The following is a 24,248-nucleotide window of genomic DNA, read 5'->3' as shown; positions in this document are numbered from 1 at the left end:
CCAATCAATTGTCCCTGTTTTCGCGCTTGGCAAGTCCCCAAAAACAGGAAATGCACACCCGCGGCACAACTCCCGCGCGGCCCGCCAAACCGGGAAAAACGAGGGCCTCAAGGCCGATCCGCCGAAAAAATTGAGAAGAATATTTCAAATCGCCGAATTTATTCGCAGTTTTCTGCCCATCGTTTTGCACGGATTTCTGCGATCAATCGCCCAATCGAATTCACGCAGAACCCAATCGAATTCACGCAGAAACGGAGTCCCAAGATGAACTGGTTGAAGACCCTCGCCGCCGCCGCGGCTCTCCAGGTCGCAATCCTCGCCCCCGCGCATGCCGGTGAAAACCTCGCCGCCATTCAGGCGGCCGGCGCGCTGAAGATCGGCACCGAAGGCACCTACGCGCCCTTCACCTTCCACGACACCGACGGCAAGCTCGTCGGCTTCGACGTAGAGATCGGCGAGGCGATCGCCAAGAAGCTCGGCGTCAAGGCCGAGTTCCTGGAAGGCAAGTGGGACGGCCTGATTGCCGGCCTCGATGCCAACCGCTACGACGCCGTGATCAACCAGGTCGGCATCACCGATGCGCGCAAGCAGAAATACGACTTCTCCGAGCCCTACATCGCGTCCAAGGCCGTACTGATCGTGCGCGCCGACGATGACAGCATCAAGGGTTTCGCCGACCTCAAGGGCAAGAAATCCGCCCAGTCGCTGACCAGCAACTTCGGCAAGATCGCGGAAGGCGCCGGCGCCGAACTCGTCGGCACCGACGGCTTCGACCAGTCGATCCAGCTCGTTTTGACCGGCCGCGCCGATGCCACGATCAACGACAGCCTGTCCTTCCTCGACTTCAAGAAGCACAAGCCCGACGCCAACGTGAAGATCGCCGCCGAACAGGCCGATGCCGACTATTCCGGCGTGATCATCCGCAAGGGCGAGCCGGAACTGCTCGAAGCGATCAACAAGGCGCTGACCGAAATCAAGGCCGACGGCACCTACAAGGCGATCGCGGACAAGTATTTCGGACAGGACGTCTCGAAGTAATTCTTGCCGCAAGGGCCGCTTCGCGGCAGCCCGTTCCTCGCATATAGATAACGCATCAACTGGCCGGGGATCGCCCCGGCCAGCCGCATTTCCGGAGGTTTGCCCGTGCCGCCGTGGCTTCAACTGATGCTGGACTCGCTTGTGCCGCTCCTTTGGGCCGCGCTCGTCTTCACCATTCCGCTCACCCTCTTGTCCTTCGCGCTCGGCCTCGCGCTCGGCCTCGTCACCGCCGTCGTTCGGCTGTTCGGGCCGCGGCCGCTCTCCGCCATCGCGCGCTTCTACGTCTGGGTGATCCGCGGCACGCCGCTCCTGGTGCAGCTCTTCGTCATCTTCTACGGCCTGCCGAGCCTCGGCATCCTGCTCGATGCCTTTCCCGCCGCCCTCATCGGCTTCACGCTGAATGTCGGCGCTTATACGTCGGAGATCATCCGCGCCGTCATCGCCTCCGTGCCGCGCGGGCAGTGGGAGGCGGCCTATTCGATCGGCATGAGCTGGTCGCAGGCCATGCGCCGCACCATCCTGCCGCAGGCGTCCCGCGTCGCCGTGCCGCCGCTCTCCAACACCTTCATCTCGCTGGTGAAGGACACCTCGCTTGCCGCCGCCGTCACCGTGCCGGAACTGTTTCAGACCGCACAACGCATCGTCGCCACGACCTATGAACCGCTGATCCTCTATATCGAGGCGGCACTCATCTATCTGGCTCTGAGTTCGGTGCTCTCGGCGCTGCAGGTCCGGCTCGAAAAGCGCTTCGCCCGCTATGGCGGCTTCCTGGAGGCGCGCACATGATCGAGCTCAGCCATATCGAAAAGCGCTTCGGCGACAATCACGTCCTGCGCGATATCAGCCTGACGCTCGCCGAAGGCACCGTGACGGCGCTGGTCGGCCCCTCCGGCGGCGGCAAGAGCACGCTTCTGCGCTGCATCAACCTTCTCGAAACGCCGACATCGGGCTCGATCAAGCTCGGCGACGAAAAGATCGACTTCGCGCCCGGCCGCAAGGTCGGCTGGCCGGCGATCCAGAAGCTGCGCCGCCAGACCGGCATGGTCTTCCAGAATTTCCAGCTCTTCCCGCACCAGACGGCGATCGCCAACGTCATGGAAGGCCTCGTCACCGTGCTGAAATGGCCGGCCGACAAGGCCCGCGCCCGCGCGCTGGAACTGCTCGAAAAGGTCGGCATGGCGCACAAGGCCGATGCCTGGCCGGCGACGCTGTCCGGCGGCCAGCAGCAGCGTGTGGCGATCGCCCGCGCACTCGCCCCCTCGCCCCGCGTGCTGCTCTGCGACGAGCCGACATCGGCTCTCGACCCAGAGCTTGCCGAAGAGGTGGTCGAGGTTCTGAGCCGGCTTGCCCGCGAGGGCACGACCATGGTGATGGCGACGCACGACCTGCGCCTCGCCTCCCGCGTCGCTGACACCGTCGTCTTCCTCGATGGCGGCGTGATCGTCGAACAGGGACCGCCGCGCGCCATCTTCTCGACGCCGGAGCGCGACCGCACGAAAAAATTCATCGCCTCGCTCAGCGCGCCGCACAGCTACGATATCTAGGATACCCGCGGAATACCCCCCGGTTCACGCTACGGTAGCGATGAAATGTGCTTCCCGGCAGTTGCATCGCACCGGCGATTCAAGCAGAGTGAGGAGATACCAGTGCCTCGCCATGCCCCGGCATGTCCTATTGGGGAGAAAGCCTCATGATCAAGAAAACACCGAATCCGATCGACGTCTTCGTCGGTTCCCGCGTTCGCCTGCGCAGGCTGATGGTCGGCATGAGCCAGGAAGCGCTCGCCGATCGGCTGGGCGTCACCTTCCAACAGGTGCAGAAATACGAGAAGGGCACGAACCGCATCAGCGCGAGCCGCCTCCAGGCGATCTCGGAGGTCTTCCGCGTGCCGCCGAGCTTCTTCTTCCAGGATGAAGACAGCGCCATGCCGTCCGCCGGTACCGGCCACGAGACGGGCGACGTCTCGTCCTTCGTTTCCTCCAAGGAAGGTCTCGACCTCAACCGCGCCTTCCTGAAGATCGAGGATTCGAGCGTCCGTAAGTCGATCATCGCGCTCGCCACCGCGCTTTCCAAGGCAAGTGCCGCCGCCGCAGAGGCAAACGAACGCGCAGACAACGCACCGGAACTACGGGTCTGACCCCAAATGTCAGCACGGCTGCAGACGCTTGGACATCTGCGCCTGCTCGACGAGGGCGGTGAGGAGATCGCCTTTCCTGAAAAGGCGCTGCTGATCCTTTGTTATCTCCAGACGCGCGGCGTGCCGGACATGCCGCGTGCCGACGCGGCGAACCTCTTCTGGGACGACGCCAACAGCGCGGCCTCCTTCGCGAGCCTGCGCCAGACCATCTCCCGCGTGCAGAAACGCCAGCGGGAGCTCGACCGGACCTACCTCACCTTCACCGACACGACGATCGCCCGCGGGCCGGAGCCCATCGAAAGCGATGTCGACAAGGTGCGCGATGGCGCGAGCCTCGATGTGCTCGCCGACCTCCTGACCGACGATTTCCTCAAGCACGTCAAGCCGGGCAACCGCGTGCTTTCAAGCTGGATCGCCCTGCAGCGGGCGGGCCACGCGGCCCTGTTGCGCCGTGCTTTGCTGGACAGCCAGGCGCCAGGCACCGGAATGCGGGCCGCCCGCGCCACCGCCGCCCTTCGCCTGCTCGAAGGCAATCCCGATGACGATGAGGTGCGCGCCGTGCTGACCGGCCGCGCAGCCGCAACCACCAGCTTGATGGCCCTCCATCCGCCCGCCCGAGTGCTATTGCCGGAGGAGATGGATATCGCGTCCGCGCAGCAGACCCCACCGCGTGTCGTGCTATTGCCACCGGTCACCACGCTCACCCAACGCAACGCCGCGCTTTTTTCCGAAGCACTGATCGAGGACGTGACGATCGGGCTCTGCGCACTGCGCTCCATCTCGATCATCGCGCCGCACACCGCTGCACAGATATCGCTTCAAGCCGATCGGGCCACGACCTACGAGCGTCACAAGATCAGCTATATCCTCGAGACGCGGCTGCGCGACGAGGGCGCCAGCCATACGCTGTTCGCCCAGCTCATCTTCTTCGGCAGCGACGAGGTGATCTGGGCCGAGCGTTTTCCGCTGTCGGCGGAAGGGCTTGCCCGCTCGCGCCAGATGATCGCCCACCAGATCGCCGGTGCGATTGCCACGCAGATCGAAATGAACGAATTCGTTCGCAACGACTACGAGCTTGAAGCCGGCTCCTATCGAAGCTTTCTGGTCGGACAGGGTCTCCTCAAGAAACTCGACTTGCGTGACATCCGCAGAGCCCGCAAAAGCTTTCGCGACTCCCTGCAGTCAAGAGCCGATTTCGCGCCGGCTATGAGCGGGCTGTCGCGCAGCTATTTCCTCGAATGGTTGGTCACGGCGCGCGGCGATGCAGACCTCCTGAAAAAGGCCGAGCAACAGGCAGAAGAAACCATCCGCACAGACGAGCGCCTTGCCTCCGGCCATCGCGAGCTGGGCGTCGCAAAGCTCTATTCCCGCCAGTTCGACGAAAGCGCCGAGCATTTGGAACGGGCCGAAACGTTGAGCCCGAACCACGCGAACGTTGTTGCGAGTTATGCTGATACGCTGGTTCAGGGATCGCGGCCGGATCTTGGCCTTAGGAAGATTCAGCGGGCGATCGATCTCAATCCGCTGCCACCGGATGATTATTTCTGGATCGCTGCCGGCGCCAGCTACTCCATAGGCCAATACGAACAGGCCCTAGACTATATCGCGCGCATGAAAGACCGCCTCCCGACAGATCGCCTAGCGGCGGCGAGTTGGGGCATGCTGGGCGATACAAAGAAGGCTCGGCAGTTCATACGCCGCACCTACGATGTCCATCCCAACTTCGATCTCGATAGCTGGATGGCGATTGTCCCCTTCAAGGAGGAATGGCAGCGCCAGCATTATTATGAGGGATTGAAGAAGGCCGGTTTCTGATCATCAACTCTCCATCGAAAGGAATGACAACATGGCAAGAATCGTTGTGCTGGGCGTGCAAGGTGAAGAAGGCCTTTGGCTAGCCGATCTCGATGCCGGCACCGTGGCAGCGCTTCCGGTACCATCAACGGGCGCGCTAAAGACGGCGGATGACCTCCGCAAGGCAGGCGCAACCATCACCAAAGGCGTCAACCTTGCCGCACTCGCGACATCGATCGGTGCCGCTTCCGGTGGCTACATGGATGCCAGTGGCGGCTATATGGACGCCGATGGCGGATACATGGACAAATAAACGTACATTCAGATCACGAAGCTTCAACCAGAGGAGAAGTAAAATGTCGAAAGTCGTTGTTCTTGGACTCGAAGGTGAAAACGGGCTTTGGGTCGCAGACCTGAAGGCGGGCACGGTTACGGCCGTTGCAGCGAATGTTGCAGATGATCTGCGCAAAGCCGGCGAGTTTGCGCCGCGCGGTGTCAGTTTTGCAACGGTCGCCCAGACAGCGGACGAGCTCTCCGGCGGCTTTTACGACAAGTGAGCGCCTGGTGGCTTGAAGCGTGACGACCTATTCGGACCGTATCTGCGGCCCTGAACAGACCTGGAGCCGGATCGAGGCGCTTCTGCCCCGGTTCGGCATCACGCGGCTTTCGCGCCTGACGTGGTTGGACCGCATCGGCATCCCTGTCTGGAACGCCGTCAGTCCCAATGCCCGCTCGATCGTCATCAATCAGGGCAAGGGCATCACCGATATCGACGCAAAGGTCTCCGCCGCCATGGAGGCGCTGGAACGGGCCATTGCGGGCGAACCACTCGTGCCGGTGCGCCACGCATCGCGACGCGATTTTGCAGATGCCGGCGAGCAATGTCTGCCCCTCGACATCTTCGTTGCGGCTGGACAGGCGTTCCTCGCCGAGGAGGAAAAGCTCGACTGGTTCGCCGGCCGGGATGTCATGACCGGCGAGCGCGTCTGGGTGCCGCGCGACGCGATCTGCCTTGACAGGACCGATCGTGCACCGCGCTTCTGGCAGTCCTCCGACGGCCTCGCCTCCGGCAATTCCGAGACCGAGGCGACCCTGCACGGTCTTCTGGAACGCATTGAGCGCGATGCCGACCGGCTCTGGCGCCTGCTGCCCCGCGACAAACCTCTTACAACCGCCATCGACCCCGCCGGCTTCAATGATCCGGTCGTCGATACGCTCGTTGGCCGTTTTCGCGAAGCCAAGCTGGAGCTGCGCTTCTTTGATATCACCAGCGATCTCGCCATCCCGACCTATGCTGCCGTGCTAGGCGATACCGGCATCCTCGACAAGAGGGAGCCGCTCTTCCACGATGCGACGGTCGGTTACGGCACGCATCCGGTTGCAGCGCGCGCCATCATCCGCGCACTCACCGAGGTCGCGCAATCGCGCCTCACCTATATCAGCGGCGCGCGGGACGATCTTTTCGCCGAAACCTTCACCCGGCCGCTGGCGCCGGAAACGCTCGCCCTCTTCGAGGCCCGGCCCGGCCCGCTAAGAACCTACCCCGCCCCTTCGGGCGACGCCGCGGCCTTGCTCGCCCATTGCCTGGAGGTGCTCGCCACATCGGGCATAACACCCGTCGTCGCTGTGCCGTTGACCGACGCCTCGCTTCCCATATCCGTGGTCAAGATGGTCGTGCCCACCCTGGAAAACCCGGAGGGCGCGCGCCGCCATGCCGTCGGCTCCCGCGCACTCTCCCGCATGCTGTTCGGAACCTCATGAAAATCCTCTTCGCCGGTCCCAGCCTGCCCGATGCCGCGAAGCTCTGCGGCGACGCCATCCGCGTCCGTCCGCCGGCGGCGCATGGCGATGTGCTGGCCGCGGTGCGCGAAGGCGCCAAGGCAATCGGCATTATCGACGGCAATTTCGAGCATGTGGCGCCCGTCTGGCACAAGGAGATCCTCCATGCACTCGACCAGGGCTTGGCCGTCTTCGGCGCGGCCAGCATGGGGGCGTTGCGCGCCGCTGAATGCGATGCCTTCGGCATGGTCGGCGTCGGTTCCATCTATGAGGACTATGCCAGCGGCCGCCGCGTCGACGACGCCGATGTCGCGCTGCTGCACGGTCCGGCCGAACTCGGCTACCCCGCCCTCTCGCTGCCGCTCGTCAATGTCGACGCGACGCTCGATCGACTGGAGACTGGCGAGGCCCTTGATAAACCGAATATTTCACGCTTTCGAGATGTTGCGCGGCAGCTCTTTTACAAAGACAGAACGTGGTCTGCGATCATCGAAGCGGCCGGCAAGGCCGGGGAGCGGCAACACCTCCTGCAACTTCTCCACGCAACAACCGTGAACCAAAAGCGTAAGGACGCCCTCGCGCTGGTGCGAATCCTGACCGATTTCGCCCCGCAAAGCCCTGCAAAACGGGGAAACTGGGTCTTTCGGGCGACGACGCTATGGCGGACCGTCGCAGATCAACCTGAAACCTCATAAAACGTGCAGTTTCCCATTCCGCGTGTGTCACGCTGGAGTCACGCGCACCATCCCGATGTCACGCCTATACTGCGACGCAGGGGCTGAGAGTGAGCGTTGCTCCGGGGGCATAGAACATGGAAATCGAAACCACAGAAATTGAAGACCGCGGCACGGAAATGATGGCGCTTGCACGGCTCGTCGCTTTCGCGCTGGAATCTGCAAGATCAATGGATGCCGAGGTGGTGGAATTCTGCCTGGAAAAGGCGCTGCGTGCCGTGCTGGACCAGATCGACGAGCCGTCGCGCATGACGCTGACGTCGAGCGACATCATGCTGATGAACCGGTCGGCGCTCTGCTGACCGGAGAGGAATCGACCGGCCTGCCAGTCACCTGGCTGGCCCGCCTGTCGAACCATAGCCGCCGTCCTCCTCCGCGGCGCTGATCGCGCGGCCGGCCCGGACCTGCGGGCCGCCGCCGATCTTCCTGGATTTCTCCAATTGCGAAACGAAAACACACGGTTGCGCTGATCGCGGAACTCTGAAAAGTTCTCCTCCGAAAACGCCCGGCAAACGGGGCGAAAACACGGGAGAGGAGAACAGCATGCGGACGTTCCTGACGAGCGGCGTGACAGCCCTTGCGTTGATGACGGCGGGCGCGGCGCAGGCCGAGCCGGTGAAGATCGGCGTCATCACCACGCTTTCCGGCGGCGGCGCCGGTCTCGGCGTCGACATGCGCGACGCCTTCACGCTGGCGATCAAACAATCCGGCAACAGCGAGATCGAGCTTGTCGTCGAAGACGACGCACAGAAGCCGGAACTCGCGGTGCAGATCGCCGAAAAGATGATCCAGAGCGACAAGGTCGACCTGATGACGGGGATCATCTGGTCGAACCTCGCCATGGCGGTCATTCCGAACACCGTGGCGCAGGATATCATCTACCTGTCGCCGAATGCCGGCCCGTCGGCGCTGGCCGGCGCCAACTGCAACCCGAACTATTTCAACGTCGCCTACCAGAACGACAATTTCCACGAGGCGATGGGCGAATACGACAACAAGGACTACAAGAACACCTTCATCCTCGCGCCGAACTACCCCGCCGGCAAGGACGCGCTGACCGGCTTCAAGCGCTACTACAAGGGCGCGCTCGCCGGCGAGGTCTATACGCAGGTCGGCCAGACGGACTATGCCGCCGAGATTGCGGAAATTCGCGCGTCCGGCGCCGATTCCGTCTATTTCTTCCTGCCTGGCGGCATGGGCATCGCCTTCATGAAACAATATGCCCAGTCCGGCGTGAACATCCCCGTCACCGGCCCCGGTTTCTCCTTCAGCCAGGACGTGCTGCCGGCGATCGGCGATGCTGCACTCGGCGTCAAGAATTCCGGCACCTGGGCGAAGGACCTTGACAACCCGGCCAACAAGGCCTTCGTCGAAGCGTTCCAGAAGGAATATAACCGCCTGCCCTCGATCTACGCCGCGCAGAGCTGGGACACCGCAAACCTCATCCTCTCGGCGATCGGCAAGGCGAGCGTCAAGGACAAGGCGGCCTTCCGCGCTGCGCTGAAGGAGGCGGATTTCGCCTCGGTGCGCGGGAAATTCAAGTTCAACAAGAACAACCATCCGATCCAGGACATCTACGTGACCGAGGTTGTGAAGGAAGGCGACGTCTTGACCAACAAGATCATCGCCACCGCCTTCACCGATCACGGCGACGCCTACGCCGACAAGTGCGCGATGTAATCCGCGAGCAAGCACCCGCCCCCAAGGCGGGTGCCCTCCCTAACCTTCCGGACCGGTTGCCTTGCCCCTAGCCCATATCTAATGAGCACGCTCGCAGCCTATGGCGGCCTTTTCCTGGCCGCGCTTATCGCCGCGACCATCCTTCCCGCACAGTCGGAAGCGGTTCTGGCTGGCCTGCTGGCGACCGAAACCTATTCGCCGGCATTGCTGATCCTCGTCGCCGGCATCGGCAATGTGCTCGGCTCCGTCATCAACTGGCTGCTCGGCCGCGGCGTGGAGCGTTTTCGCGAGGCTCGCTGGTTCCCCGTCAACGCCAAGAACCTCGACCGCGCCGGGCGCTGGTATCGCAAATATGGCTGGTGGAGCCTGCTTTTGAGCTGGATGCCGATCATCGGCGATCCGCTGACCGTCGCTGCCGGCATCATGCGCGAGCCGTTTCCACGGTTCCTGGTCGTGGTCGCAATCGCGAAGTTCGGCCGCTACATCGTGCTGGCCGCCCTTGTGCTGCACTGGCTGTGAACTTTTTTATGCCGGCGATGGAATGAGGATCGGTCGGCTCTCGTATACTGGGTCATGAACGGAAAGACACCCGGCTTCAACGTGATCGGACAGCTTGCAGCGCTCAGGCGCTACGCACTGTCGCTCGTCCGCAATCCGGACGATGCCGAAGACCTCGTGCATGACGCGCTGGTGAAGGCCTACGAGCGCCAGTCGACCTTCCGCACCGGCGCCAATGTGCGCAACTGGCTGATGTCGATCCTGCACAACGCCCATGTCGACCGCCTGCGCCAGCGCCGCTCCCAGCAGCGCCGTCACGATGCGGCTGCGGAACTGGGCGAGACCTCCGTGCCGGCGAACCAGGATCATTCGGTGCGCCTGACGCAGCTGCGCAACGCCTTCTTCGCGCTGTCGGAAGAACAGCGTGCCGCACTCCATCTCGTCGCGATCGAGGAACTTTCCTACCAGGAGGCGGCCGATACGCTCGGCATTCCGGTCGGCACGCTGATGTCGCGTGTCGCCCGCGCCCGCGAGCGCCTGCGCGCCTTTGAACAGAACGGCGCTACCGCGACCGTCCCCCATCTCAGAATCGTCGGAGGCACTGGCGATGACCAGCAATGACCCGATCCTCGAATCCGATCTCAACGCCTATGTCGACGACCAGCTCGCCGTCGGCCGGCGCATCGAGGTCGAGGCTTATCTGTCGGAACGGCCGGAGATCGCCGCCCAGATCATGAAGGACCTGCGCGTGCGCGACGAACTGCGCCTGGCGCTCGCCGATCACCGCGCGGTGACGCGGCAGGCGACGCGCGAAGCCGCACGCCTGCTGGAACGTTCGCTCGCCCGCCGCCGCATCTTCTCCGTCTTCCGTCGCGCCGCTGCCATCGCCCTGTTCGTGGCCGCCGGCTGGACCGCGCATGCCGTGCTCGGCCCCTTCGGCGCGACCGAGGTCATCGCCTCCACCCCGCCGCCCGCCTTCGTGGAAGAAGCCGTGCGGGCGCACAAGACCACGCTCATCCGCGATGCGATGAGCTCGCAGCCGGAAGCTGCCGTCTTCGACCCGGCCGAAATCCGCTCCGCGACGGCGATCGTCCTGCCGGACCTGCCGAAGGGCTGGGCCGTGGTCGACACACAGGTGTTCCCCTCGGCCTATGGCCCGAGCGTCGAGCTGGTGCTGGAGCCGAAGAAGGACGAACGCCTGTCGCTCTTCGCCGTGCGGCCCGGCTCGTTCGGCGTGCAGCACGTCCTGCTCTTCCACGCCGATAATGCCCGTGCCGCCTACTGGCAGATCGGCGACGTCGCCTATGCGCTGGTGTCGGAAAGCCGCAAGGCCGACGACCTGGCAGAGACCGCGCGGGACCTCTCGCGCACGCTTTACTGATCAACCGTTCCACCGAAGGAGACCCATGATGGAACCCGTACAACAGCGATTTGGCTATGGCGCGCAGGCGCAGTCGGCCGCCCTCTTCGACGAGGGCCTGCGCAAGCACATGCTGCGCGTCTACAACTACATGGGCGCAGGCCTGGTCATCACCGGCCTTATCGCCTTCTTCGTCGGCTCGACGCCGGCGCTCTACGTGCCGATCTTCTCCTCGCCGCTCAAGTGGGTGGTGATGCTGGCGCCGCTCGCCTTCGTCTTCTTCTTTTCGTTCAAGATCCAGACGATGTCGGCCAGCACCGCGCAAGCGACCTTCTGGGCCTTCTGCGCCGTCATGGGCCTGTCGCTCGCCTCGGTGTTCCTCGTCTTCACCGGCATGAGCATCGCCCGCACCTTCTTCATCGCCGCCACGATGTTTGGCACGACGAGCCTCTACGGCTACGTCACGAAGCGTGACCTGTCGAAGTTCGGCTCGTTCCTGATCATGGGCCTGATCGGCGTGGTCATCGCCTCGATCGTCAACATCTTCCTCGGCTCCACCGCGCTGCAGTTCGCGATCTCCGTAATCGGCATCGTCGTGTTCGTCGGCCTCACCGCCTGGGACACGCAGAACATCAAGGAGCAGTATGCCGAAAACATCGACCAGGAATCGCAGCAGAAGATGGCCGTGTTCGGCGCGCTTTCGCTCTACCTGAACTTCGTCAACATCTTCCAGCTGCTGCTGAACTTCACCGGCGAACGCGAATAGTTTTCGCGAATGATTTCAAAGGGAACGGCGGGGCAAAACCCCGCCGTTTCTTTTTGTATGCGGCGCAACATATAGTAAGTAAAAACTTACATATTTTACCTTGTTGACAAATCGTCCCCGAGCGTCTTTGCTTAAAGCATTCACCAGGGGGGTCCCGACAAGGGGCTGAGATACTGCTGGCTTTCGCAGCGCAGTGACCCGTTGAACCTGATCCAGTTCATACTGGCGTAGGGACGGTGCAAGCGCTGTTTTGGCATGTGATCCGATGTCCGGATTCCGTGTCGGCGTCTTTCCATCATTCCGGCTCTAGGACTGGGTCTCGAACTTCGAACCTTGGAGCCTCACGATGAATATTGCCGCCCAAAAGCTCACCCCGACCGTCACCACCGGCGCCTTGCCCGCCTCGCGGAAAATCCACATCCCCGGCGAGCAGCACCCGGATATCCGCGTGCCGCTGCGCGAAATCGCCCTGCACCCGACCGCCGGCGAACCGCCGGTCGTGGTCTACGATGCCTCCGGCCCCTACACCGATCCCACCCATGTCGTTTCCATCGAAAGCGGCCTGCCGCGGCTACGCGAAAGCTGGGTCGCCGCCCGCGGCGACGTGCAGGATTACGAGGGCCGCCATATCCGCCCGGAGGACAACGGTTTTGCCACCGGCGAGCGGCTGACGCCGGAATTCCCCATCCGCAACCACCCACGCCGGGCGAAGGACAGCAAGGCGGTGACGCAGCTCGCCTATGCGCGGGCCGGCATCGTCACCCCCGAAATGGAGTTCATCGCCATCCGCGAAAACCTCGGCCGCAAGGCCGTGAAGGAAGCGCTTGTCCGCGACGGCGAGAGCTTTGGCGCGCATATTCCGGATTTCGTCACGCCGGACTTCGTCCGCCAGGAGGTCGCGAGCGGCCGCGCGGTCATCCCCGCCAACATCAACCATCCGGAAGCCGAGCCGATGATCATCGGCCGGAACTTCCTGGTTAAGATCAACGCCAATATCGGCAATTCCGCCGTCACCTCCTCGATGGCCGAGGAAGTGGAGAAGATGGTCTGGGCGATCCGCTGGGGTGCCGATACGGTCATGGACCTGTCGACCGGCCGCAACATCCACAATATCCGCGAATGGATCATCCGCAATGCGCCGGTTCCGATCGGCACTGTGCCGCTCTACCAGGCGCTGGAAAAGGTGAACGGCATTGCCGAGGACCTCACCTGGGAGGTCTACCGCGACACGCTGATCGAGCAGGCCGAACAGGGCGTCGACTATTTCACCATCCATGCAGGCGTGCGGCTCGCCTACATCCCGCTCACCGTCAACCGCGTCACCGGCATCGTCTCGCGCGGTGGCTCGATCATGGCGAAGTGGTGTCTTCATCACCACCGCGAAAGCTTCCTCTATGAGCATTTCGACGAAATCTGCGACATCGCGCGGGCCTATGACGTCACCTTCTCGCTCGGCGACGGCCTGCGGCCCGGCTCGATTGCCGACGCCAACGACGCCGCGCAGTTCGCCGAACTGGAGACGCTTGGCGAGCTGACCAAGATCGCCTGGGCAAAAGACTGCCAGGTCATGATCGAAGGCCCCGGCCATGTGCCGATGCACAAGATCAAGGAGAACATGGACAAGCAGCTGAAAGTCTGTGGCGAGGCGCCGTTCTACACGCTCGGCCCACTGACGACCGACATCGCCCCCGGCTACGACCACATCACGTCGGGCATCGGCGCCGCGATGATCGGCTGGTTCGGCACCGCCATGCTCTGCTACGTCACGCCGAAGGAGCATCTCGGCCTGCCCGACCGCGACGACGTAAAGGTCGGCGTGATTACCTACAAGATCGCTGCGCATGCCGCCGACCTCGCCAAGGGCCACCCGGCCGCGAAGCTGCGCGACGACGCCCTGTCGCGTGCCCGCTTCGAGTTCCGCTGGGAGGACCAGTTCAATCTGTCGCTTGACCCGGAAACCGCTCGCTCCTTCCACGACGAGACGCTGCCCAAGGAGGCGCACAAGGTGGCGCATTTCTGCTCCATGTGCGGCCCGAAATTTTGCTCCATGCGCATCTCGCACGATATCCGCGCCGAGGCGCAGAAGGAGGGGCTGGAGGCGATGGCGGCAAAATTCCGCGAGGGCGGCGATCTCTACATGCCGCTCGAAACAACAGCCGGAGAATGACCATGCGCATCCTTGTCAAGGGGGCCGGCGTTGCCGGCCTCACGGTCGCCTGGCAGCTCTATCGCCACGGTCTCGACGTCACGATCAGGGAGCGCGCCGAAAAGGCCGGCGCCGGCGCCTCCGGTTTTGCCGGCGGCATGCTGGCGCCCTGGTGCGAGCGGGAAAGTGCTGAAGAGCCGGTTCTGACACTCGGCCGGCTCGCCGCCGACTGGTGGGAAGCGGCCGTCCCCGGCCATGTGCACCGCCGGGGAACGCTGGTCGTCGCCGGCGGGCGCGACGCCGGCGAGCTCGACCGTTTCGCCGGCCGCACCAGCGGTTGGGAATGGCTGGACGAAGCGGGGATTGCGGCGCTGGAGCCGGATCTCGCCGGCCGTTTCCGCAAGGCGCTGTTCTTCCGGCAGGAAGCGCATCTCGATCCGCGGAAGGCGCTTTCCGCGTTGACCGCCGGGCTTGAGGACGGCCGCATGCGCTTCCTCTACGGCCAGGCCGGGGAGCCTAACGAAGGCCGCTACGATCGGGTGATCGACTGCACCGGCGCCTCGCGGATCGGCCACATGCCGGAGCTGCGCGGCGTGCGCGGCGAGATGTTCATCCTCGAAACCGGCGAGATAAAACTCTCCCGCCCCGTCCGCCTGCTGCATCCGCGCCACCCGATCTACATCGTCCCGCGGGAAAAGAACCGCTTCATGGTGGGTGCAACGATGATCGAAAGCGAGGATGCCGACCCCATCACCGCCCGCTCGCTGATGGAGCTGCTCAACGCCGCCTACGCCCTGCACCCCGCCTTCGGCGAGGCGCGGCTTGCGGAAACCGGCGCCGGCGTGCGCCCCGCCTTCCCCGACAATCTTCCGCGCGTGACGGAGGACGGCAACACCATCCACGTCAACGGCCTCTACCGCCACGGCTTCCTGCTGGCGCCGGCCATGGCCGGAGAGGTCGCGCGGCGCCTCGTCGCCCAACAGCAGCAACCGGAAAGGAGGGCATCATGACCTTCATCATCAATGGCGAGGAGCAGGATGTCGCCGCCGCAACGCTCGCCGACCTGCTCTCCGCCCTCGACTACGAGGGCGACTGGCTGGCGACCGCGGTGAACGGTGAGCTGGTGCACCGCGAGGACCGCGATGCCTTCACGCTCGGCGCGCGCGACCGGATCGAAATCCTCTCGCCCATGCAGGGAGGTTGAGATGCTGAAGCTCTACGACGTAGAGGTGCAGTCCCGCCTCCTGCTCGGCACCGCGCGCTATCCCTCCCCCGCCATCCTAGCGGAAGCGGTGCGGCGCTCGAAGGCGGAGATCGTCACCGTGTCGCTGCGCCGCGAGACGGCCGGCGGCAAGGGCGGCGGCGCCTTCTTCGAGCTGATCCGCGAGCTCGGCGTGCGCGTGCTGCCCAACACCGCCGGCTGCCACAGCGTGCAGGAGGCCGTGCTGACCGCCAAGATGGCGCGCGAGGTTTTCCGCACCGACTGGATCAAGCTGGAGGTGATCGGCCATCACGATACGCTGCAACCGGATGTCTTCGGCCTCGTCGAGGCGGCACGCATCCTCACCGACGAGGGCTTTCAGGTCTTCCCCTACACGACCGACGACCTCGTCGTCGCCGAAAAGCTTCTCGAAGCCGGCTGCCGCGTGCTGATGCCCTGGTGCGCGCCGATCGGCTCGGCGATGGGGCCGGTTAACCCGATGGCGCTGCGCACCTTCCGGGCGCATTTTCCGGATATCCCACTGATCGTCGACGCCGGCATCGGCCGGCCCTCGCATGCGGCCAGCGTCATGGAACTCGGCTACGACGCCGTGCTGCTCAACACCGCCGTCGCGGGGGCCGGCGATCCCGCCGCCATGGCCGAGGCCTTTGCGCTCGCCATCGATGCCGGCCGTCTTGCGCACGAGGCCGTGCCTCTGGAGCCACGCGACCTGGCCGTTCCCTCCACCCCCGTCATCGGAAAGGCCGTCTTCTCATGAAGCTCGATCCCTTCTACCTCATCGTCGACAGCGCCGACTGGATCGAGCGCCTCGTGCCGATCGGCGTCAAGCTGGTGCAACTGCGCATGAAGGATTTGCCGGACGACCGGCTGCGCGCCGAAATCCGCCGCGCCAAAACCATCTGCGCCGACCACGGCTGCCAGCTCATCGTCAACGACTACTGGCAGATCGTCATCGAGGAAGGCTGCGATTTCGTGCATCTCGGCCAGGAGGATCTGGCGGTGGCCGATGTCGCCGCCATTCGTGCGGCGGGAATGAAGCTCGGCCTCTCCACCCATGACGAGGCCGAACTACACATCGCGCTCAGGGAAAAGCCTGACTATGTGGCGCTCGGCCCGGTCTGGCCGACGATCCTGAAGAAGATGAAATGGGCGCCGCAGGGCGTCGAGCGACTCAGCGACTGGAAAGCGCGCATCGCGCCTGTTCCCCTCGTCGCCATCGGCGGCCTCAACCCGGACCGCCTGGAGGCCGTCTTCGAAAACGGCGCTGACAGCGCCGCCGTGGTAACCGATATCACGCTGAACGCGGATCCGGAGGCGCGCACGCGTGAATGGATCGAGCGCACGGCGCGCTGGCGCTAGTTCAGACCTTCCAGAGCCGTTTGGCGTTTTCTGCAAACACGCGGGCCTTGTCTTCCAGGCTAACGCCGGAGAGCAGGGCCTGCGTCGCGCCGATCCAGGTGGAAAGCCCGCCACCGAGCGTGCAGACCGGCCAGTCGCTGCCCCAGACCATGCGGTCGAAGCCAAAACTTTCCGCCACATGGGCGAAGTAGGGTTTCAGGTCCTCCAGCGTCCAGTTTTCCGCGCCATAGGCCGAAATGCCGGAGAGCTTTACCGTCACATTCGGCCGGCGCGCGATCTCCGCGACCGGCCCCTTCCACACATCGAAGCCGCCGCCCTTGATATCCGGCACGCCGCAATGGTCGAGCACAAAAGAGACATCCGGCGCGAGATCGGCAAGTGCGATCGCCTTGCTAATCTGATGCGGCAGCACGCAGAGATCGAAATTGAGCCCGGTGCTTGCGAGCCGCTTGATGTTTTCCCGAAAGAGCGCACCTTCGGACAGATCGTCCGGCACGACATGCAGCACACGGCGAAAACCGCGCACAAAGGGGTTGGTGCGCACATTTTCGAGATAGGCGGGAAACTCCGGCAATTCCGGCCGGCAGGCGGCGATGGCCCCGGCAAGCACGCTACCCTCCTCACCGGCCAGCGCCTCGATCATCGCCGTCTCGCGGGCAATATCCGCCTCCGCCACGTCGACTTCCATATGCAGCGCCGCGACGATGCCGAGCCGGCGGGCTTCGCGCGCATAGGCATCGTGGGTGAAATCCGCATCGAGCGCCGGCACGCCGGAGAGCCAGGGATAGGAGAGCCGGTCGCGATAGATGAGATGCAGGTGCGTGTCGATAATCATGCGGGCCTCCTCCAGACGTTTGGACACTGCCACAGAAGAATGATCCATTCAAATACGAATTACAGCCGGATCATTGGACGACAGCGCCTTCCAATTCGACATCTTCCCTCTAGGTTCTCTTTCGAACAACAGGAGAAAATGATGAAGATCAGCGCACGCAATCGCCTCAAGGGCAAGATCGTCGAAGTCGTTCTCGGCGCCACGACGGCGCATGTCCGCATCGATATCGGCGGGCAGGTCATCACCGCGTCGATCACCAACGACGCGGTGAACGAACTCGGCCTTGCCGCCGGCCACGAGGCCTATGCAGTGATCAAGGCATCGGATGTGATGGTGGCGATCGACGATTAATCGTCGATCTTCTTGCACATCTGCACCGCGCCGGTTTCGAAATCGCCCTTCTGGGGCGGCGCGATCGGCTTGAAGAGGCTGCGGTCCGGCTTGAGATCGAGCAGCGGCGTGCCGTCCAGGCAATCGAGCCCGCGCACGAAGAGCCGGTTGCCCTCGATCCTTTCCAGCACGACGATCGAGGTGCCGATCGGATTGGGCCGCACCGGCGAGCGTAACGAGAAGGTGCCGTGCACCTCGCCGTTCGAGGCGGGGCTTTGCAGAACGAGATCGCGACGCGACTCGTGCAGCCAATAGAGCACCTCCAGCCGCTCGAAGCGGTCGACGCCGGCGAGCGCCTCCACCCAGGGCTCGAAAATCTCGATCTCGCAGACCGGCCCGTCGGGACGCCCCTGCCGCGGCGTTTCTAGGCGCGAGGTCCAGGGCGTCGAAATCCGGCCGATGAAGACGAGCGTGGCATCCGTCGGTTCCGGCGGCGTGATCGCAACCTCGTTTTCGCGGATTTCGTTCAGCCGCACCATGCAAATCTCCCACGCTGTATCTTTCAGAATACGACGATAGCGGCCGGGCAAATGTTTTTAAAGATATAAATCTCGATATATCTTGATTTTCGATATATCGAGATTTATATCGGCAGCATGAGACACAGAATGGGATGCGGCCCACACCGCCACTTTTCACCGCCGGACGATCGTTCGGGTCCCTTCCATCGCGGCCGCGGTGGCCGCCACGGCGGACGCCTGTTCGACTACGGCGAGCTGCGCCTGCTGCTTCTCGCCATCATCGCGGACGCGCCGAGCCATGGTTATGAGCTGATCAAGACCGTCGAAGATCGCTTCGGCGGCAGCTACAGCCCGAGCCCGGGCGTCATCTACCCGACGCTCGCATGGCTGGACGACATGGGCTACACCGTGATCGAGCCGGCGGAAGGCGGGCGCAAGCGCTACCGCATCACGCCGGAAGGCGAGGCTTTCCTCGCCGCCAACCGCGCCGCCATCGACGAGCTCATGGCTCGCGCCGGCCATAGGGGTCCCGGCGGACGCGAAGGCGTGCCCGCGCCGGTCGTGCGCGCCATGGAAAACCTCAAACTCGCCATGCGGCTGCGCCTCCGGCGCGGTGAAATGAGCGAAGAGGCGTCGGAAGCCATCGCCGCAGCACTCGACCTTGCTGCCAAGACCGTGGAGAAAAGCTGATGAGCACCCTCAAGAGCGAAGCCGCAATCGTCACCGAACAGGCGAGCCGCTACCTGCAACAGCTCTGCAAACATTTCGCCCACAAACGCCCCGTCACCTTCGACGCGCAGGCCGGCGAGATTTCCTTTTCGGTCGGCGACTGCCGGCTGAAGGCGGAGGACAACACGCTGCACCTTTCGCTAACGGCGCCAAATGGCGAAGACATGGAGCAGTTGAAAGACGTGGTGGTCCGCCATCTCGTGCGCTTCGCCTTCCGCGAGGAATTGCAGGTCGACTGGCAGGATGCCTGATCAACCCGCGCCGGCAGCTTCCGAGTTCTGCCGGCGCCACTCCGTCGGCGAAACACCGGTGCGCTTGCGGAAGAACCGCGAAAAATAGGCGGGATCCTCGAAGCCGGTCTCCCGGCCGATATCCTCCACGGGGCGGATGGTGAAGCGCAGCAGGCGCTTGGCCTCCAGCAGGCGGCGCTCCAGCACCATGTCCTTCACCGTCTGGCCGAACACCGTGCGCGCCGCCTTGTCCAGCAGGTGCGGCGTCGTCGCCAGACGCTCGACATAATGACCGACCGGCCAGTCCTCGCGATAGTGCCGGTCGATCGCGCGCCGTAGGTCCAGCCCCAGCGCCACCGCGGGCGATGCGCCCTCGAAGCCGACATTGCCGCCGAGCCGGGCCATCAGCGACAGGACCACGCCGATCAGCCCCGCCAGCACCCGCTCGCTGGCGGCAGCACCGCCGCGATAATCCTCCATCACCATGTCGAGCAGCGTGCCGATCCGCACCCAGCCCGCCGCATCCGCTTCGCCTTCGAGCAGCACCGGCGCATCGAGCACCAGGTCCACCTGCGGCGCCATCGCCCTCAACAGATCATCCGAGATCGACACGACGATCGCGTCCGACTGTTCGCCGACATCGAAACCATGCACGACATTGCTCGGCACGAAGCTGATCGCCGGCGCCGAAAAATTCCAAGTGCGATCCTCGATCCGGTAGCAACCCTCGCCCTTGAACCAATAGGTGATCTGCCCCATCAGCGGGTGCTTGTGCGGCGCGACGCGGCCGAAATGCAGGCTTTTGCGCTCCATAACCGTTTCGACATGCAGGAAGCCGACGTCGAGCGCGCGGCTCGGCTCACCGTAGACGAAGAAGGCGGGGACATCGTTGCGTGCGCTCATGGCCGGAAAAAGTACCAGCGAATTGCCCGGTTTGTCCATGGCGCCCGCCGCCCGGCGGACTTAGCCTTTGTCAGCATTTTTTGGGAGGATCACCATGCGCGCCGAAGACCATCGCAGCGACAAGACACGGCCGTTCACCGGCGCCGAATATCTCGCGAGCCTGCGCGACGGGCGCGAGGTCTATATCAACGGCGAGCGCATCACCGACGTGACGACCCACCCCGCGATGCGCAATTCGGCCCGCTCGCTGGCCCGCATGTACGATGCGCTGCACGACCCGAAGCGTAAGGAACGGCTGACATCGCCGACCGATACGGGCTCAGGCGGCTACACGCACAAATATTTCCGCGTCGCCCATTCCGCCGCCGATCTGGTCGCCCAGCAGGGTGCCATCGCCGACTGGGCGCGCATGTCCTACGGCTGGATGGGCCGCACCGCCGATTACAAGGCGGCGCTGATGAACACGCTCGGCGCCAATGCCGACTGGTACGGCCCCTTCAAGGACAATGCGCTCGCCTGGCACAAACGCGCGCAGGAAAGCGTGCTCTTCATGAACCACGCCATCGTCAACCCGCCGATCGACCGCCACAAGCCGGCCGATGCGGTGAAGGACGTCTTCGTGCACATCACCAAGGAGACGGATGCCGGCATCTACGTCTCGGGCGCCAAGGTCGTCGCCACCTCCTCGGCGCTGACGCATTACAATTTCCTCGCCCAGAGCTCGGCGACCGTCACCGAGGACCCGTCGCTGTCGGTCATGTTCATCGTGCCGATGAATGCGCCGGGGGTAAAAATGTTCTGCCGCACCTCCTATGAGCAGACGGCGGCGACTGCGGCCCATCCCTTCGACTACCCGCTTTCCTCGCGCTTCGACGAGAACGACGCGATCCTCGTGCTCGACAATGTGTTCGTGCCCTGGGAGGACGTGCTGGTGCTGCGCGACGCGGCAAAGATCCTCTCCTTCCACCCCGCCTCCGGCTTCATGCACGGCTATTGTTTCCAGGGCTGCACGCGGCTGGCGGTGAAGATGGATTTTCTGGCCGGCCTGCTGGCGAAAGCCTTGCGCGCCACCGGCGGCGATGCCTTCCGCGGCAATCAGGCGATGCTCGGCGAGGTGATCGCCATCCGCCACCAGTTCTGGTCCTTCTCCAACGCCATGGCCTATAACCCGATCGCCTGGGCGAATGGTGCCGTGCTGCCGAACCTCGAAGCCGCGCTCTGCTACCGCACCTTCATGTCGGAGGCCTATCCGAAGGTCATCGACATCGTGCGCCGCACGGTCGCCTCGGGCCTCATCTACCTGCCTTCCTCCGCCAAGGATTTCGCCAATCCGGAGATCGACCGCTACCTCGCGCAATATGTCCGCGGGTCCGACAATATGGGCCATATCGAGCGCATCAAGATCATGAAGCTGTTGTGGGATGCGACCGGCACGGAGTTCGGCGGCCGCCATGCGCTCTACGAGCTGAACTATGCCGGCGCGCCGGAGGAAGTGCGCCTCCAGGTGCTGAAGGGCGCGGAGCGTGGTGGACGTCTCAAGGAAATGGAAGCCCTCGTCGACCAGTGCATGGCCGACTATGACGAGACCGGTTGGACGGGCAACACCTGGCTGCCGCCAAGGGACGACGATGCCCTGCGCAACGCTGCCGAATGAGGGCCGCGCGATGGACCTCAATGTCTCGAAGACCGAATTCCGCAACGCGATGGCGCGGGTCTGCGCGCCCGTCAACGTCATCACCACAAAGGGAGCCGCCGGCCGCGGCGGTTTTACCGCCACCGCCATGTGCTCGGTAACGGACGAACCCCCGACGCTGCTCGTCTGCATGAACAGCCGCTCGGCGCAGACCGGCCTCTTCATCGAGAACCGCCGCTTCTGCGTCAATGTGCTGACGCAGGAGCACAAGGCGCTCGCCGCCTCCTTCGCTGGCCAGCAAGCCGACATGGAGGCGCGTTATGCCGATGCCGCCTGGACGGACCTGCCCTCCGGCAACCAGGCGCTCGCCGACGCGATCGTCTCCTTCGACTGCCGGTTGACGGAGGCGCGGCTGGTGGGCACGCACAACATCTTCATCGGCGAGGTCGTGGACATCCGCTGCCGGCGCGACGGGCATGCGCTGATCTATTTCGACCGCAACTATGTGCACGTCCCGACCCAGGCCGGCAGCTTCGGCGGCTGATGCCTCTTGACAAGCGGCCTTATATTTAACACGTTAAATAAAAAGCTGCGCGCCGGGAGGAACCATGCCGCACCTGACCGTCGAATATTCGGCCAATCTGGAAGGCCGCACCGATCTCGATGCGCTCTGCGCGGCGCTGCTGGAGACGGTGCTCGCAACCGGCCTCTTCGAAGTCGGCGCCGTCCGCGTCAGGGCGCTGCGGGCCGATCACTACGCGATCGCTGACCGCTTGGCCGAAAACGCCTTCATCGACCTCAATTTCCGCATCGGCAAGGGCCGTAGCGCAGAGGAGAAGCAACACACCGGCGAGGCGCTGTTCGCCGCGGCAAGCCGGCTGCTCGCCCCCCTCTTCGAGACGCCGCACTTCGCCCTTTCGCTGGAAATCCGCGAGATCGACGCGGAGTTGAGCTGGAAGAAGAACGCCATCCATCCGCGCCTGCGCGGCAAATAACAGGAAATCCCATGTCGAAACTTCAGGAAAACAGCGCGAAGGCGGAAGCCTATCTCGCCCGCTTCAAGGAAAACGGCGTTTTGAACCGCATTGACGGTGAGGACGTGCCGGCCGAGGACGGCGCGACCTTCGAGACCATTTCGCCCGTCGACCTGAAGCCGCTCGCGACCGTCGCGAAGGGCGGGGTCGCCGATATCGACCGCGCGGCAAAAGCCGCGAAGGCCGCCTTCGCCGACTGGGCGGCGATGCCCGGCGACACGCGCAAAAAGCTGCTGCACAAGATCGCCGACGCCATCGTGGCACGGGCGGAGGAAATCGCCTTCGTCGAATGCATGGATACCGGACAGTCGCTGCGCTTCATGGCCAAGGCGGCTTTGCGCGGAGCGGAAAACTTCCGCTTCTTCGCCGATCGCGCGCCGGAAGCGCGCGACGGCAAGACGCTGCGCACCGAGGGCCAGGTCAACATGACGACCCGCGTGCCGATCGGCCCGGTCGGCATCATCACGCCGTGGAACACGCCCTTCATGCTCTCCACCTGGAAGATCGCCCCGGCGCTCGCCGCCGGCTGCACCATCGTGCACAAGCCGGCCGAATTCTCGCCGCTGACGGCGCGGCTGCTGGTCGAAATCGCCGAGGATGCAGGCCTGCCAAAGGGTGTCTGGAACCTCGTCAACGGTTTTGGCGAGGATGCCGGAAAGGCGCTGACCGAACATTCGCTGATCAAGGCGATCGGCTTCGTCGGCGAAAGCCGCACCGGCTCGATGATCATGAAACAGGGCGCCGACACGCTGAAGCGCGTGCATTTCGAACTCGGCGGCAAAAACCCGGTCATCGTCTTCGCCGATGCGGACCTGGAGCGCGCCGCCGACGCCGCCGTCTTCATGATCTATTCGCTGAACGGCGAGCGCTGCACCTCCTCCTCGCGCCTGCTGGTGGAAGAGAGCATCTATGACCGCTTCACCACGCTCGTCGCGGAAAAGGCAAAACGCATCAAGGTCGGCCATCCGCTCGATCCGGAAACCGTCGTCGGACCGCTGATCCATCCGGTGCACGAGAAGAAGGTGCTGGACTACATCGCGATCGGCCGGGAGGAAGGCGCGACGGTCGCTTCCGGCGGCGAAAAATTCGAGGGGCCGGGTGGCGGATGTTACGTCTCTCCGACGCTGTTCACCAAGGCGAACAACGGCATGCGCATCGCCCAGGAGGAAATCTTCGGCCCGGTGCTGACCGCCATTCCCTTCAAGGACGAGGCGGAGGCGCTGGCACTCGCCAACGACGTCCAGTACGGCCTCACCGGCTATCTCTGGACCGCGGATATTACCCGCGCCTTCCGCTTCACCGATCATCTGGAGGCCGGCATGATCTGGGTGAATTCGGAGAATGTGCGCCACCTGCCGACGCCCTTCGGCGGAGTCAAGACTTCCGGCATCGGCCGCGATGGCGGCGACTGGTCCTTCGATTTCTACATGGAAACGAAGAACATCGCCTTTGCCACCAGGGCCCACACAATCCCGAAACTCGGCGGCTGATCCGCCCGATAAGACTGCGCTTGAGGAGGA

At 64.0% G+C, this 24,248-nt stretch carries 30 protein-coding genes and 1 riboswitch; of the genes, 27 read left to right on the top strand and 3 right to left on the bottom strand.

Features of this window, described 5'->3' with window-relative positions; all coding sequences use genetic code 11:
• Positions 1–264 precede the first annotated feature (264 nt).
• The 20 genes from AC1Q6Z_RS00980 (at position 265) to AC1Q6Z_RS00885 (ending at position 16,513) form a co-directional block, all read left to right on the top strand.
• Positions 265–1,038, top strand: a complete 774-nt coding sequence (locus AC1Q6Z_RS00980; protein WP_439617628.1) for an amino acid ABC transporter substrate-binding protein — start codon at positions 265–267, stop codon at positions 1,036–1,038.
• A 105-nt stretch (positions 1,039–1,143) separates the two neighbouring features.
• A complete protein-coding gene (locus AC1Q6Z_RS00975; protein ID WP_256119908.1) occupies positions 1,144–1,824 on the top strand; it encodes an amino acid ABC transporter permease in 681 nt (226 codons plus the stop codon).
• On the top strand, positions 1,821–2,582 hold the full coding sequence (locus tag AC1Q6Z_RS00970) for an amino acid ABC transporter ATP-binding protein (RefSeq protein ID WP_439629073.1): 762 nt from the start codon (positions 1,821–1,823) through the stop codon (positions 2,580–2,582). Before AC1Q6Z_RS00975 ends, AC1Q6Z_RS00970 begins: the two co-directional genes overlap by 4 nt.
• A gap of 146 nt (positions 2,583–2,728) precedes the next feature.
• On the top strand, positions 2,729–3,175 hold the full coding sequence (locus AC1Q6Z_RS00965; RefSeq protein WP_492646436.1) for a helix-turn-helix domain-containing protein: 447 nt from the start codon (positions 2,729–2,731) through the stop codon (positions 3,173–3,175).
• Between the two features lie 6 nt (positions 3,176–3,181).
• A complete protein-coding gene (locus tag AC1Q6Z_RS00960) occupies positions 3,182–4,990 on the top strand; it encodes a hypothetical protein (RefSeq protein ID WP_492646435.1) in 1,809 nt (602 codons plus the stop codon).
• A 31-nt stretch (positions 4,991–5,021) separates the two neighbouring features.
• Entirely contained in the window at positions 5,022–5,282 is a 261-nt protein-coding gene (locus AC1Q6Z_RS00955; protein ID WP_492646434.1) for a hypothetical protein, read from the top strand.
• A gap of 43 nt (positions 5,283–5,325) precedes the next feature.
• Positions 5,326–5,526 carry a hypothetical protein gene (locus tag AC1Q6Z_RS00950; protein ID WP_256119913.1) on the top strand — a complete coding sequence of 67 codons (201 nt, stop codon included), beginning with the start codon at positions 5,326–5,328 and terminating at the stop codon, positions 5,524–5,526.
• A gap of 19 nt (positions 5,527–5,545) precedes the next feature.
• Positions 5,546–6,730: a YcaO-like family protein gene (locus AC1Q6Z_RS00945; protein WP_492646433.1), complete on the top strand. Its 1,185-nt coding sequence runs from the start codon at positions 5,546–5,548 to the stop codon at positions 6,728–6,730.
• Positions 6,727–7,443 carry a TfuA-like protein gene (locus AC1Q6Z_RS00940; RefSeq protein WP_256119915.1) on the top strand — a complete coding sequence of 239 codons (717 nt, stop codon included), beginning with the start codon at positions 6,727–6,729 and terminating at the stop codon, positions 7,441–7,443. The genes AC1Q6Z_RS00945 and AC1Q6Z_RS00940 overlap by 4 nt, the downstream gene beginning before the upstream one ends.
• 116 nt (positions 7,444–7,559) lie before the next feature.
• Entirely contained in the window at positions 7,560–7,784 is a 225-nt protein-coding gene (locus AC1Q6Z_RS00935; RefSeq protein WP_256119916.1) for a hypothetical protein, read from the top strand.
• A 241-nt stretch (positions 7,785–8,025) separates the two neighbouring features.
• A complete protein-coding gene (locus AC1Q6Z_RS00930) occupies positions 8,026–9,162 on the top strand; it encodes an ABC transporter substrate-binding protein (RefSeq protein WP_492646432.1) in 1,137 nt (378 codons plus the stop codon).
• Positions 9,163–9,243: 81 nt separating this feature from the next.
• The gene (locus tag AC1Q6Z_RS00925) at positions 9,244–9,681 is read left to right on the top strand and encodes a YqaA family protein (protein WP_492646431.1); all 438 of its coding nucleotides are present in this window, start codon (positions 9,244–9,246) and stop codon (positions 9,679–9,681) included.
• Positions 9,682–9,735: 54 nt separating this feature from the next.
• The gene (locus AC1Q6Z_RS00920; protein WP_256119919.1) at positions 9,736–10,281 is read left to right on the top strand and encodes a sigma-70 family RNA polymerase sigma factor; all 546 of its coding nucleotides are present in this window, start codon (positions 9,736–9,738) and stop codon (positions 10,279–10,281) included.
• A complete protein-coding gene (locus tag AC1Q6Z_RS00915) occupies positions 10,268–11,041 on the top strand; it encodes an anti-sigma factor family protein (protein WP_439617636.1) in 774 nt (257 codons plus the stop codon). Before AC1Q6Z_RS00920 ends, AC1Q6Z_RS00915 begins: the two co-directional genes overlap by 14 nt.
• 28 nt (positions 11,042–11,069) lie before the next feature.
• A complete protein-coding gene (locus tag AC1Q6Z_RS00910; RefSeq protein WP_256119921.1) occupies positions 11,070–11,786 on the top strand; it encodes a Bax inhibitor-1/YccA family protein in 717 nt (238 codons plus the stop codon).
• Between the two features lie 135 nt (positions 11,787–11,921).
• Positions 11,922–12,038, top strand: a riboswitch (TPP riboswitch).
• Between the two features lie 94 nt (positions 12,039–12,132).
• The gene (gene thiC / locus AC1Q6Z_RS00905) at positions 12,133–13,953 is read left to right on the top strand and encodes a phosphomethylpyrimidine synthase ThiC (RefSeq protein ID WP_256119751.1); all 1,821 of its coding nucleotides are present in this window, start codon (positions 12,133–12,135) and stop codon (positions 13,951–13,953) included.
• Positions 13,954–13,955: 2 nt separating this feature from the next.
• Positions 13,956–14,942 carry a glycine oxidase ThiO gene (gene thiO / locus AC1Q6Z_RS00900; protein WP_492646430.1) on the top strand — a complete coding sequence of 329 codons (987 nt, stop codon included), beginning with the start codon at positions 13,956–13,958 and terminating at the stop codon, positions 14,940–14,942.
• On the top strand, positions 14,939–15,136 hold the full coding sequence (thiS, locus tag AC1Q6Z_RS00895) for a sulfur carrier protein ThiS (protein WP_492646429.1): 198 nt from the start codon (positions 14,939–14,941) through the stop codon (positions 15,134–15,136). The genes thiO and thiS overlap by 4 nt, the downstream gene beginning before the upstream one ends.
• A 1-nt stretch (position 15,137) precedes the next feature.
• Positions 15,138–15,911 (top strand): thiazole synthase, encoded by a 774-nt coding sequence (locus AC1Q6Z_RS00890; protein WP_492646428.1) that lies wholly within the window; start codon positions 15,138–15,140, stop codon positions 15,909–15,911.
• The gene (locus AC1Q6Z_RS00885; protein WP_492646427.1) at positions 15,908–16,513 is read left to right on the top strand and encodes a thiamine phosphate synthase; all 606 of its coding nucleotides are present in this window, start codon (positions 15,908–15,910) and stop codon (positions 16,511–16,513) included. Before AC1Q6Z_RS00890 ends, AC1Q6Z_RS00885 begins: the two co-directional genes overlap by 4 nt.
• A gap of 1 nt (position 16,514) precedes the next feature.
• Here the strand turns inward: AC1Q6Z_RS00885 and AC1Q6Z_RS00880 are convergent, their stop codons facing one another.
• Positions 16,515–17,348, bottom strand: coding sequence for an amidohydrolase family protein (locus tag AC1Q6Z_RS00880; RefSeq protein ID WP_492646426.1), 834 nt, complete (start codon positions 17,346–17,348; stop codon positions 16,515–16,517).
• 141 nt (positions 17,349–17,489) lie between these two features.
• Between AC1Q6Z_RS00880 and AC1Q6Z_RS00875 the strand changes: the two genes are divergently transcribed.
• Positions 17,490–17,699: a TOBE domain-containing protein gene (locus AC1Q6Z_RS00875; protein WP_256119745.1), complete on the top strand. Its 210-nt coding sequence runs from the start codon at positions 17,490–17,492 to the stop codon at positions 17,697–17,699.
• Here the strand turns inward: AC1Q6Z_RS00875 and tsaA are convergent.
• Positions 17,696–18,217: a tRNA (N6-threonylcarbamoyladenosine(37)-N6)-methyltransferase TrmO gene (gene tsaA, locus AC1Q6Z_RS00870; RefSeq protein ID WP_492646425.1), complete on the bottom strand. Its 522-nt coding sequence runs from the start codon at positions 18,215–18,217 to the stop codon at positions 17,696–17,698. The genes AC1Q6Z_RS00875 and tsaA overlap by 4 nt on opposite strands.
• A gap of 129 nt (positions 18,218–18,346) precedes the next feature.
• Between tsaA and AC1Q6Z_RS00865 the strand changes: the two genes are divergently transcribed.
• Positions 18,347–18,889 carry a PadR family transcriptional regulator gene (locus AC1Q6Z_RS00865; protein ID WP_439617644.1) on the top strand — a complete coding sequence of 181 codons (543 nt, stop codon included), beginning with the start codon at positions 18,347–18,349 and terminating at the stop codon, positions 18,887–18,889.
• Entirely contained in the window at positions 18,889–19,179 is a 291-nt protein-coding gene (locus tag AC1Q6Z_RS00860; protein WP_492646424.1) for a DUF2218 domain-containing protein, read from the top strand. Before AC1Q6Z_RS00865 ends, AC1Q6Z_RS00860 begins: the two co-directional genes overlap by 1 nt.
• Here the strand turns inward: AC1Q6Z_RS00860 and AC1Q6Z_RS00855 are convergent, their stop codons facing one another.
• Positions 19,180–20,061 (bottom strand): helix-turn-helix domain-containing protein, encoded by an 882-nt coding sequence (locus AC1Q6Z_RS00855; RefSeq protein WP_492647224.1) that lies wholly within the window; start codon positions 20,059–20,061, stop codon positions 19,180–19,182.
• A 94-nt stretch (positions 20,062–20,155) separates the two neighbouring features.
• Between AC1Q6Z_RS00855 and AC1Q6Z_RS00850 the strand changes: the two genes are divergently transcribed.
• From AC1Q6Z_RS00850 to hpaE, 4 genes are all read left to right on the top strand, one after another.
• On the top strand, positions 20,156–21,715 hold the full coding sequence (locus AC1Q6Z_RS00850; protein WP_492646423.1) for a 4-hydroxyphenylacetate 3-hydroxylase N-terminal domain-containing protein: 1,560 nt from the start codon (positions 20,156–20,158) through the stop codon (positions 21,713–21,715).
• A gap of 10 nt (positions 21,716–21,725) precedes the next feature.
• Positions 21,726–22,238: a flavin reductase gene (locus AC1Q6Z_RS00845; RefSeq protein WP_492647223.1), complete on the top strand. Its 513-nt coding sequence runs from the start codon at positions 21,726–21,728 to the stop codon at positions 22,236–22,238.
• 64 nt (positions 22,239–22,302) lie between these two features.
• Positions 22,303–22,689, top strand: coding sequence for a 5-carboxymethyl-2-hydroxymuconate Delta-isomerase (locus AC1Q6Z_RS00840; RefSeq protein ID WP_492646422.1), 387 nt, complete (start codon positions 22,303–22,305; stop codon positions 22,687–22,689).
• An 11-nt stretch (positions 22,690–22,700) separates the two neighbouring features.
• Positions 22,701–24,218: a 5-carboxymethyl-2-hydroxymuconate semialdehyde dehydrogenase gene (hpaE, locus tag AC1Q6Z_RS00835; protein WP_492646421.1), complete on the top strand. Its 1,518-nt coding sequence runs from the start codon at positions 22,701–22,703 to the stop codon at positions 24,216–24,218.
• Positions 24,219–24,248: the final 30 nt, after the last annotated feature.

The organism is Shinella sp. GW835-FHT14H05, from assembly GCF_058793575.1.
This window is presented reverse-complemented; position numbering and strand designations above follow the sequence as displayed.